This is a genomic window from Glutamicibacter sp. NPDC087583, from assembly GCF_044743685.1.
Classification (GTDB): domain Bacteria; phylum Actinomycetota; class Actinomycetes; order Actinomycetales; family Micrococcaceae; genus Glutamicibacter.
Genome location: NZ_JBIUWY010000009.1, coordinates 75,411 through 86,038, shown reverse-complemented (window position 1 = coordinate 86,038; position 10,628 = coordinate 75,411). Strand labels below are relative to the sequence as shown.

At 64.4% G+C, this 10,628-nt stretch carries 10 protein-coding genes; 6 read left to right on the top strand and 4 right to left on the bottom strand.

Annotation, left to right across the window (positions count from 1 at the left end; translation table 11 throughout):
* The first annotated feature begins 240 nt into the window (after positions 1-240).
* Positions 241-813, top strand: a complete 573-nt coding sequence (locus ACIOU9_RS16945) for a dihydrofolate reductase family protein (protein WP_402697654.1) — start codon at positions 241-243, stop codon at positions 811-813.
* A 16-nt stretch (positions 814-829) separates the two neighbouring features.
* On the opposite strand, the gene ACIOU9_RS16940 is transcribed toward ACIOU9_RS16945, so the two are convergent.
* The 3 genes from ACIOU9_RS16940 to ACIOU9_RS16930 all read right to left on the bottom strand — a co-directional run bounded on the left by ACIOU9_RS16940 (position 830) and on the right by ACIOU9_RS16930 (position 3,843).
* Complete coding sequence (locus ACIOU9_RS16940) at positions 830-1,417, bottom strand: NADPH-dependent FMN reductase (RefSeq protein ID WP_105656361.1); 588 nt, start codon at positions 1,415-1,417, stop codon at positions 830-832.
* A gap of 202 nt (positions 1,418-1,619) precedes the next feature.
* Positions 1,620-3,080: an HNH endonuclease gene (locus ACIOU9_RS16935; protein ID WP_402697652.1), complete on the bottom strand. Its 1,461-nt coding sequence runs from the start codon at positions 3,078-3,080 to the stop codon at positions 1,620-1,622.
* Positions 3,081-3,183: 103 nt separating this feature from the next.
* Positions 3,184-3,843 (bottom strand): GntR family transcriptional regulator, encoded by a 660-nt coding sequence (locus ACIOU9_RS16930; RefSeq protein ID WP_105662740.1) that lies wholly within the window; start codon positions 3,841-3,843, stop codon positions 3,184-3,186.
* Between the two features lie 151 nt (positions 3,844-3,994).
* Here ACIOU9_RS16930 and glyA point away from each other — a divergent pair, with 151 nt between their 5' ends.
* Genes glyA through ACIOU9_RS16905 form a run of 5 tightly spaced genes read left to right on the top strand, consistent with a single transcriptional unit; the run spans position 3,995 to position 10,352 of the window.
* Positions 3,995-5,311 carry a serine hydroxymethyltransferase gene (gene glyA, locus ACIOU9_RS16925; RefSeq protein WP_402697650.1) on the top strand — a complete coding sequence of 439 codons (1,317 nt, stop codon included), beginning with the start codon at positions 3,995-3,997 and terminating at the stop codon, positions 5,309-5,311.
* A 2-nt stretch (positions 5,312-5,313) separates the two neighbouring features.
* Positions 5,314-6,531 carry a sarcosine oxidase subunit beta family protein gene (locus tag ACIOU9_RS16920; protein WP_359192659.1) on the top strand — a complete coding sequence of 406 codons (1,218 nt, stop codon included), beginning with the start codon at positions 5,314-5,316 and terminating at the stop codon, positions 6,529-6,531.
* Between the two features lie 11 nt (positions 6,532-6,542).
* Positions 6,543-6,857: a sarcosine oxidase subunit delta gene (locus ACIOU9_RS16915; RefSeq protein WP_133834912.1), complete on the top strand. Its 315-nt coding sequence runs from the start codon at positions 6,543-6,545 to the stop codon at positions 6,855-6,857.
* Positions 6,854-9,751, top strand: coding sequence for a sarcosine oxidase subunit alpha family protein (locus ACIOU9_RS16910; RefSeq protein WP_402697648.1), 2,898 nt, complete (start codon positions 6,854-6,856; stop codon positions 9,749-9,751). The genes ACIOU9_RS16915 and ACIOU9_RS16910 overlap by 4 nt, the downstream gene beginning before the upstream one ends.
* Positions 9,744-10,352 (top strand): sarcosine oxidase subunit gamma family protein, encoded by a 609-nt coding sequence (locus ACIOU9_RS16905; protein ID WP_359192653.1) that lies wholly within the window; start codon positions 9,744-9,746, stop codon positions 10,350-10,352. Before ACIOU9_RS16910 ends, ACIOU9_RS16905 begins: the two co-directional genes overlap by 8 nt.
* A 41-nt stretch (positions 10,353-10,393) precedes the next feature.
* Here the strand turns inward: ACIOU9_RS16905 and ACIOU9_RS16900 are convergent, their stop codons facing one another.
* Positions 10,394-10,627, bottom strand: a complete 234-nt coding sequence (locus ACIOU9_RS16900) for a hypothetical protein (RefSeq protein WP_402697645.1) — start codon at positions 10,625-10,627, stop codon at positions 10,394-10,396.
* Position 10,628 lies beyond the last annotated feature (1 nt).

The following is a 10,628-nucleotide window of genomic DNA, read 5'->3' as shown; positions in this document are numbered from 1 at the left end:
AATAGTGTCAAGGATGACGCGACTCATCGGTCAAGATGCGAGTGTCTAGGATGTCCCGACTCATGTGTCTAATATGTCGTGAATCTACACACCCTTACCTCCACCAAATGGAAAAAAACCGGGAAACATCAGAAATGATGTTTCCCGGTTTTTTCGCATTCTCCCAAGTTCCCAACAGGCCATGCTGTAGGGTTGGCTCAATTTCCCAGACGATTCCGTCTTCGAGCCAAGGGAGAATCAATGAGAGAACTAACCTACTTCGTTGCAGTGAGCTTGGACGGGTACATTGCCGGTCCTCACGGCGAATTCGATGCATTCGCGGTGGCTGGCGACCATGCGGCGCCCATCTGGGACCGCTACCGCGGCACCGCGCCGACCCAGCTGGCAGAGTCGGCTGGACTGCCTATCGAGGGGTGCCCTTTCGATACGGTGCTGATGGGATGGAATACCTACGCTGTCGGCTTGCCAGCACTGCCCAGCCCTTACTCGCATCTGAGGCAGATTGTTTTCACGCGCGAGCACTCTTCACCTCCAGAAAGCCAAGAGGTGCAGTTCACCAGTGCGGATCCGCGAGAGGTCATCGGGGAACTCAAATCCCAACCGGGTGACGGCATCTGGCTATGCGGCGGAGGGCAATTGGCCGCCAGGCTCCGGCCGGACATCGACAGGTTGGCCCTGAAGGTGCAGCCGGTGATGTTCGGGTCGGGCATCAGGCTCTTCGGGGACACGGGGTATGCCCCGGATCGCTGGAGGCTGGAGAACATGCAGTCTTTTGCCTCCGGAGTCTGTCTTGCCGAGTACTCGCGCGGCTAGTGGATGTTGGAGGCGGCTACATTCCTTCGTCTCCGATATGACCCGCAGCTGTCGCATCGAGCACACGCTCAACGAACGCCGCATATTCGCCCATGTAGTGGGCCAAGAACTTCTCGGTGTCCGGGTTGCTGATGCTCCCGTCCTCGCCGAAGTCTTCGGGACGGTACTGCAGGTAGACCTCGGGGGAGTTCAGCTGCGGGGCATCCAGGAAGCTGAGGACGCTGCGCATGCTGGACTGCATGACCGCAGTGCCGATGGCTCCGACCGAAGCGCCGAGCAGGCCGGTGGGCTTGCGGGCGAAGGAGTTGGTACCCCAGGGCCGCGAACCCCAGTCGATGGCATTTTTCAGCGCACCGGGAATTGAACGGTTGTACTCCGGGCTGATGAATAGCAGGCCATCCGAGGCTTCGATGGCGGTCTTGAGCGCGGTCCCGGCTTCGGGATAATTGTCATCGTAGTCAGCGCTATACAAGGGCAGATCGCTGATCGGGATTTCCGTGAAACTGAGGTTTTCAGGTGCCAGGGCTATCAGGGCCTTGGACAGGACGCGGTTGATGGAGTTCGTGGCGAGCGAACCAACGAAATAGCCGATGTTGTAATCCATGGAACCACTTCAGCACCGGGGCGAGGGGTGGCAAAAGGCCCTCGGGCAAACTCCCAGCTAAACCAGTCCGCCTGGTTCGATCACCTAGGTATGGATGCCGAATGCGCCAAATTCGGCGTGTTGGTCAGTCGTTGCACGCCCGACAGGTTGGACCGCATGGGTTGGCGCGGACTGCAGCCACGGCATCGATATTTGCCGGGAGTCAGGCTGCGAGGTCTTCAGGGCCATCCTTGGGCTTCAGCCGTTCCTTGAGTTGCTGTATCCATTTCGAGTCGCGTCTCAATTGTGGGAACGGCTTGTGCGCGGAGCCCGTGGCTGGTGGGGCGGTGGACTTGTAGGACATCGCCGAGCCGGGGCAGATCATGATGGTGTGGCCGTTGCCGTAGGTCGTGTATTCGTACCAGCCGGCGGCTTCCTTGGCCTTGTTGCAACTAGCGCATCGGCCATCGCCGTTGAAGACGGTGCTCTTGCCGCCGCGGGCGTATTGCTTGACGTGGTCTATTTCCTCCACGATGCCGTCGCAGAACGGGGTGCGGCAGTGCCGGTCGCGGATCGCGATGAACTTCTTGAGCTTTTCCGGGAAGATCCGGGCTTTGGAGTCCATGGCGATCAGGTCCTGGTCGCCGGGTGCGGTGTAGAGGCGGGCGAGTTCGGTGCGCACGTCGAGCTGTTCGATCAGCTCCGTAGTTGGTTTGGCGTCCATTTGGTCGAAGGTCGGGCTGTTGGGGATCTGGTGTCCGCTGATCCATTCGCGTACGCTCTGGGCGGGGATGAAGCCGTAGCCTTCCAGGTAGGCTGGTTCGCGTTCGCCGGCGAACAGGGCCCGGTCGGTCATGACTACTGCGACTTGCAGGGCGATGGGCATTTTGGAGGGTTCGCCGACCATCATGTAGCTGAAGAGCAGGTCGGCGCGGATCTGGGTGCGGGTGCGGGGGTCGCCTTTTTTGCGCAGGGTTTTCGATTCTTCGTCGAGGTAGCGTTTGAGGCACATGCCCTGCAGCAGGGGGTATTCGCCGTGGATGATGATGCGGCCGTGCTGGTCGTCGATTTTCAGGGTGAGGTTGCGTTGCTCTTCGACGGTTTTCTGCTTGATGGAGTCGGGGTCGGAGATGTAGGCCAGGGCGAATTTTCGGACTGTTTCCCTGATTTGGGTGGTGCCCATGGATTCGAACATGTGCGGGTTCTGGGCGTAGAGGTGGTCGAATTCGGTGCGGCGCTGGGGTTTGAGGTCTTGGAGCGGGGTGAGGATGGCTTGGGTTTGGGCTTCGGTGAATTCGCCGCGGGCGCAGGCGGCGGCGAGGTTCGGGGTGTCTTCGAAGAGGATGCGGCAATTGACCAGGTAGTTGCGCATGCCGTGCGGTGATTGCTTGCGGGCCAGGGCGACGCAGGCGGCTGCGCCGCGGGTTTGGTCATCGAGGTGGATGCCGCGTTCTTCGTGGTCGCGGACGTATTCTTTTTCGATTTGGTGGGCGAGGCCGGCTTGTTTGCAGCATGCTGCGGAGATGAGGGCTTCCAGCAGTTCGATGCCGTGGGCGCAGTCGGCTTTGCTGCCGTGTTCTTCGAGGGCGGAGAGGTCGTTTTGCACGGTTTGGACGTGGAGGTCGAATTCCTCGGGGGGTGCTGGTGGGGTGAGGCTGTTTCCGTGCGCCTTTGCTTCGGACATGTTCTAATTATACTTCGCGTGTTCGAACATGTCTTCGATTCTGAGAAATGAGGATAAGTATTTTTTCGCAGTGCATGGCATCGCTCCAGCGGTGAAGCCGCGGCTAGAGAACGGATCGCACCGACGTCTCGAAATGCACGATATGCTCCAGGGCCAACTCCTGTGCCAGCTGCGCGTCGCCGTCGAGGATGGCTTGGAGCAGCGAGATGTGTTCTTCAATGTGCTCGTCGATGCTCGGCAGGCGATCCAGGGCCATGCACCAGATGCGGGTGGCAAGGTTATCCAGGCGGATCAGTGTCTGCTCCAGGTGGTGATTGCCGGCCGCTTGGTAGATCAGCCGGTGCACTTCCAGGTCGTTCTCCATCAGCGTGCGCCGGAGATTCGCGCCCGACAGCTGGCTGACGGCTTGGAGCGTTGCCTCGATGCGACTGCGTGCACTGCCGCCATGCAGGGCTGCTGCCTTGGCCGCGGCGAGGGGTTCCAGGGCTTCGCGGACTTCGGTGATATCGGCCAGCTCCGTGATGTCCACGCGGGTGGCAAAGGTGCCGCGTCGCGGATAGGACTGCACCAGGTGGTCGACCTCCAGGCGCTTGAGCGCCTCGCGCAACGGCGTGCGGCCGACCCCAAGTTCGTTGACCAGATGGGCTTCGTTGATCGGGTCGCCGGGGGCGATGTCCATCATGATGAGCCGGTCTCGCAGAACCAGGTAGGCGCGTTCAGCCAGGGACTCGGCGCCCACGGGAAGCTGTGTGGCGAGTGTCATCTTGCCTCCGTTTTCTCTGTTCCATACTGCGTGATTGCTACACGCTGAAATAATTTCGGGCTACCCATTGACCGGGCTGTGACTTCCATCATACAGTGAATCGCAGATTGATATATCAGTTGTCGGCAATTCATACATTTAGGAATGGGCAATGGCACAAGCTTCAACTCTCTCGGCAGATTCCCTGACCGCAGACCTCGCGCATCTCGATCCGGAGATCGCGCAGCGTATTGACGCTGAGCTGGCTCGCCAGCAGCGCGGCCTGGAAATGATCGCTTCGGAGAACCACACTGCGCAGGCAATCATGCAGGCGCAGGGTTCGGTACTGACCAACAAGTATGCCGAGGGCTACCCGGGCCGCCGCTATTACGGCGGTTGCGAGGAAGTTGATGTCATCGAGACGTTGGCTATTGAGCGCCTGAAGGACTTGTTCGGGGCGAAGTTCGCTAATGTGCAGCCGCATTCCGGTGCGCAGGCTAACGCGTCGGTGTACCACGCGCTGGTGCGCCCGGGCGATACCGTGCTGGGGCTGAACCTGAACCACGGTGGCCACCTGACCCACGGCATGAAGCTGAACTTCTCGGGCCGCTTGTTCAACATCGTTCCTTACGGTGTGGACGAGGAAACCTATGAGGTGGACATGGACGAGGTGGAGCGTCTTGCCATCGAGAACCAGCCGAAGATGATTGTTGCTGGCTGGTCGGCGTATCCGCGCCAGCTGGATTTCCAGCGTTTCCGCGAAATCGCGGACAAGGTCGGCGCGTACCTGTTCGTGGATATGGCGCACTTTGCTGGCTTGGTGGCAACCGGGTTGCATCCTTCGCCGGTCCCGCACGCTCACGTGGTGACTTCCACGACGCATAAGACGCTTGCTGGTCCTCGTGGCGGCATTATTCTCTCGAATGATGCGGAGATTGCGAAGAAGTTGAACTCGGCGGTGTTCCCTGGCCAGCAGGGTGGTCCGTTGGAGCACGTGATTGCTGGCAAGGCGGTGGCTTTCAAGATTGCCGCTTCGCCGGAGTTCAAGGAGCGCCAGGAGCGGACCTTGGCTGGTGCGCGGATCTTGGCTGAGCGCTTGACCCAGGAAGATGTTGTGGCCAAGGGCATCAGCGTTTTGACTGGTGGCACGGATGTTCACATGGTGCTGGTTGACTTGCGTAATAGCGAGTTGGATGGGCAGCAGGGTGAGGATCTTTTGGCGCAGGTGGAGATCACGGTGAACCGCAATTCGGTGCCGTTTGATCCTCGTCCGCCGATGGTGACTTCGGGGTTGCGTATTGGTACTCCGGCGTTGGCTACCCGTGGTTTCTCGGAGGCTGCGTTCGCTGAGGTTGCGGAGATCATTGCGCAGGCGTTGATTGCTGGTGCTGAGGGTAATGCGGCGGTGTTGCCGGAGCTGAAGGATCGTGTTCTGCAGCTTGCCGCGGCCCACCCGCTGTACCCGAACCTGAAGAAGATTGGAGAATAGCCATGGCTGATCTGCTGCCTGAGCACCCGGAATTCCTCTGGGCCAACCCGGAACCGAAGAAGTCCTACGACGCAGTGATCGTCGGAGGCGGCGGCCACGGCCTGGCTACCGCCTACTTCCTGGCCAAGAACCACGGCATCACCAACGTCGCCGTCCTGGAAAAGGGCTGGCTGGCCGGCGGGAACATGGCCCGCAACACCACCATCATCCGCTCCAACTACCTCTGGGACGAGTCGGCGGGCATCTACGAGAAGTCGCTGAAGCTGTGGGAGCAGCTGCCCGAGGACCTGGAATACGACTTCCTGTTCTCCCAGCGCGGCGTGATGAACCTGGCCCACACCCTGGGCGACGTGCGCGAATCCGTGCGCCGCGTGGAAGCGAACAAGCTTAACGGCGTGGATGCCGAATGGCTGGACCCTTCCCAGGTCAAGGAAGCCTGCCCGATCATCAACATCGGCGACGACATCCGCTACCCGGTCATGGGCGCGACCTGGCAGCCGCGTGCCGGCATCGCCAAGCACGACCACGTGGCCTGGGCCTTCGCCCGCAAGGCCAACGAGCTGGGCGTGGATATCATCCAGAACTGCGAAGTCACCGGCTTCATCAAGGACGGCGAGAAGGTCACCGGCGTGAAGACCACCCGCGGCACCATCCACGCGGGAAAGGTCGCCCTGGCTGGGGCAGGGCACTCCTCGGTGCTGGCCGAAATGGCCGGCTTCGAACTGCCGATCCAGTCCCACCCGCTGCAGGCACTGGTCTCCGAGCTGTTCGAACCGGTGCACCCGACGGTGGTCATGTCCAACCACATCCACGTCTACGTCTCCCAGGCCCACAAGGGGGAGCTGGTCATGGGCGCGGGCATCGACAACTACAACGGCTACGGGCAGCGCGGCGCTTTCCACGTCATCCAGGAGCAGATGGCCGCGGCCGTGGAGCTGTTCCCGATCTTCGCCCGGGCGCATGTGCTGCGCACCTGGGGCGGCATCGTGGACACCACCATGGACGCCTCGCCGATCATCTCCAAGACCCCGATCCAGAACCTGTACGTGAACTGCGGCTGGGGCACCGGCGGATTCAAGGGCACCCCGGGTGCCGGATTCACCCTGGCGCACACCATCGCCAACGACGAGCCGCACGAGCTGAACAAGCCGTTCAGCCTGGATCGCTTCGAAACCGGCCACCTGATCGACGAGCACGGCGCCGCAGCCGTCGCACACTAGGAGCAACCGCCATGATGCTGATTGATTGCCCGAACTGCGGGCCACGCAATGAGAACGAATTCAAGTACGGGGGAGAAGCCCACGTGGCCTACCCGGCGGACCCGAGCGCCTTGAGCGACAAGGAATGGTCCCGCTACCTGTTCTACCGGCAGAACAAGAAGGGCATCTTCGCCGAACGCTGGGTCCACGCCGGCGGCTGCCGCAAGTGGTTCAACGCCCTGCGCGACACCGTCACCTACGAGTTCAAGGCCATCTACCAGGCCAGCGAACCACGCCCAGAACTGAGCACCACCGACATCCGCAGCGCCGAAGGAGGCACCCGATGAGCAAGCCGCAACGCCTGCCTGCAGCGCAGAGCACCCGCGCCCGCATCAACCGCGAGGAACCACTGGCCCTGTCCATTGGCGGCGCGCAGCTCTCCGCTTTCCGCGGCGACACCGTGGCCAGCGCGATGCTGGCCAACGGGCTGCGCAAGGCCGGCAACTCGCTGTACCTGGACCGCCCGCGCGGCATCTTCGCCGCCGGGGTCGAGGAGCCCAACGCGCTGGTCACCGTCGGCGCCCGGCATGAGCAGGACATCGACGAGTCGATGCTGCCGGCCACCACCGTTGCGGTCACCGACGGGCTGGACGCCACCTTGCTGTCGGGCCTGGGCGTGCTGGACCCGGCCACCGATCCGGCCTACTACGACCACGTGCACGTGCACACCGACGTGCTGGTGGTCGGCGCCGGTCCGGCCGGCCTGGCCGCGGCCCGCGAAGCGTCGCGCTCCGGGGCCCGGGTGATGCTGCTCGACGAGCGCGCCGAGGCCGGGGGCACCTTGCTGGACACCGCCGGGGAGCAGATCGACGGCCTGGACAGCAGCCAGTGGATCGAGCAGGTCACCGGCGAACTGGCCGAAGCAGAGGAAACCACCCACCTGCAGCGCACCACCGTCTTCGGGTCCTACGACGCGAACTACCTGATCGCCGCGCAGCGCCGCACCGTGCACCTGGACGGTCCGTCGCAGCCCGGGGTGTCCCGCGAGCGCATCTGGCATATCCGCGCCCAGCAGGTGGTGCTGGCCACCGGCGCCCACGAACGCCCGATCGTCTTCGAGAACAACGACCGCCCGGGCATCATGCTCGCCGGCGCGGTGCGCAGCTACCTGAACCGCTACGGCGTGCGCGCCGGGTCGCGGATCGCGGTGGCCACCACCAACGACTCGGCCTACGAGCTGGTCGCCGAACTGGCCGCCAGCGGCTCGGTCGTGGCCGTGATCGACGCCCGCACCAGCATCTCGGCCGCCGCCGCGGCCGCGGTGGCCGAGGGAGTCACCGTGATCCCGGGTTCGGTGGTGGTGGATACCGAGGCGGATGCCGAGGGCGAGCTGTCGGCCATCGTGGTCGCAACGCTCGACGAGCACCGCGAACTGGGGGCCACGCAGCGCTTCGAAGCCGATGTGCTGGCCGTGGCCGGCGGCTTCAACCCGGTGGTGCACCTGCACTCCCACCGCCAGGGCAAGCTGGACTGGGACACCACCATCCACGCCTTCGTCCCGGCCGCCGCGGTGGCCAACCAGCACCTGGCCGGCGCGGTGACCGGGCGCCTGGATACCGCCAGCGCCCTGTCCACCGGGGCCGCCACCGGCGCCGCGGCTGCCACCGCGGCAGGATTCGCCACCGTGGCCCGCACCCCGCAGGCGCTGGAAACCGCGCTGGGCCAGACCCGTCCGGTCTGGCTGGTGCCATCGGCCAAGGGCGATGACGCCGCGAACTACACCGCCCACTTCGTGGACCTGCAGCGCGACCAGTCCGTGGCCGACGTGCTGCGCGCCACCGGTGCGGGCATGAAGTCGGTGGAGCACATCAAGCGGTACACCTCGATCTCCACCGCCAACGACCAGGGCAAGACCTCCGGGGTAGCGGCGATCGGCGTGATCGCCGCGGTGCTGGGCATCGAGAACCCGGCGCAGATCGGCACCACCACCTTCCGTGCCCCCTACACCCCGGTGGCCTTCGCGGCCCTGGCCGGGCGCAACCGCGGGCAGCAGCTGGATGCGGCGCGCATCACCGCGATGCACTCCTGGCACCTGGCCCACGGCGCGGCCTTCGAGGACGTCGGGCAGTGGAAGCGCCCCTGGTACTACCCGCAGCCGGGGGAAACCATGGACCAGGCGGTCTACCGCGAGTCCGCCGCGGTGCGCGCTTCGGTGGGCATGCTCGATGCGAGCACGCTGGGCAAGATCGAGATCCGCGGGGCGGATGCGGCCGAGTTCTTGAACCGCATCTACACCAACGGCTACACCAAGCTGAAGGTCGGCATGGGCCGCTACGGCGTGATGTGCAAGGCCGACGGCATGATCTTCGACGACGGGGTAGCCCTGCGCCTGGCGCAGGACCGCTTCTTGCTGCACACCACCACCGGCGGCGCGGGAGACGTGCTGGACTGGCTGGAGGAGTGGCTGCAGACCGAATGGCCCGAGCTGGATGTCGTGTGCACCTCGGTCACCGAGCAGCTGGCCACCGTCGCGGTGGTTGGGCCGAAGTCGCGCGAGGTGATCGCCAAGGTCGCCTCCACCGTGGACGTGTCCAACGAGAGCTTCAAGTTCATGGCCTTCAAGGACGTGGTGCTGGATTCCGGGATCGAAGCGCGCATCTCGCGCATTTCCTTCTCCGGGGAGCTGGCCTTCGAGATCGCGGTGCCGGCTTGGCACGGGCTGCGCGTCTGGGAAGACGTGTACGCCGCCGGCCAGGAATACGGCATCACCCCGTACGGCACCGAAACCATGCACGTGCTGCGCGCCGAGAAGGGCTTCATCATCGTCGGGCAGGACACCGACGGCACGGTGACCCCGCAGGATGCCGGCATGGAATGGGTGGTCTCCAAGGTCAAGGACTTCATCGGCAACCGCTCCTACTCCCGGGCGGACAACCTCCGGGAGGACCGCAAGCACCTGGTCTCGGTGCTGCCGGTGGACAAGTCCCTGCGGCTGCCCGAGGGTGCCGCGCTGGTGGCCGCCGACGCGATGGCCACCGAGGGCATCACCCCGATGGAAGGCTGGGTCACCAGCTTCTACGACTCGCCGGCGCTGGGACGCACCTTCGGCCTGGCGCTGATCAAGAACGGGCGCAGCCGCATTGGCGAAGTGCTCAAGACCCCGGTGGGCGGCCAGCTGGTCGACGTCGAAGTCTGTGAAACCGTGCTCTACGACCCGGAAGGAAGCCGTCGCGATGGCTAGCAACACCATGATTGACAGCGAAGTACGCCGTTCCCCGGCCCAGCACCTGGCCCAGGAAATGGAAGCGGCCAGCATCGCCGGCCGCGTGAGCCTGCGCGAAATCGCCTTCGCCACCCAGATCTCGCTGCGCTGCGCGCCGGGCAGTCCGGCGCATGCGGCGGTGGCCGCGGCTACCGGAGTGGGCTTGCCCGCCGCGGTGGGCCAGGTGGCCGGCGAGGCGCCGGGCATTGCGGTGCTGTGGCTGGCTCCGGATGAGTTCCTGGCCACCAGTGCCGAGAACGCCGAGCTGGCCGGGGCGCTGACCGCGGCCCTGGGCGACCAGCCCGGGCAGGTGGTGGACCTCTCGGCCAACCGCAGCGTGCTGGAACTTTCCGGCCCGGATGCGCCGCTGGTGCTGCGCAAGAGCTGCCCGGCGGACCTGCACCCGCGCGCCTTCGGCGTGAACCAGGCGATCAGCACCTCGCTGGCGAATATTCCGGTGCTGCTGTGGCGCACCGGCGAGCAGAGCTGGCGGATCATGCCGCGCGCCTCGTTCACCGAGCACGCCGTGCGCTGGCTGCTCGATGCCATGGCAGAGTTCGCCGCGCCAGCGGTGCCCTAGCCCGGCCTTGTGCGGTGCGCGCAGCGCACGGTGATCCTGCGCTAGCTGCCCTCGTCGATGGCCCGGTAGCGCTGCTGGGCATCAACCGATTCGACCGCGTCGAGATCCCGCAGCGCTGCGGCCACCTGCTCGCTGCCCTCGCCAATAATCTGGCCCAGGGCAGCGAGCACCTGCTTAACCTGCAGTCCGCGGGCTTGCAGCTGGTCAACGATGGATTCGGGGGCCACGGTGGCCACCACGGTGACCACGTAGATGTGCACCTGGACGCCGCACATC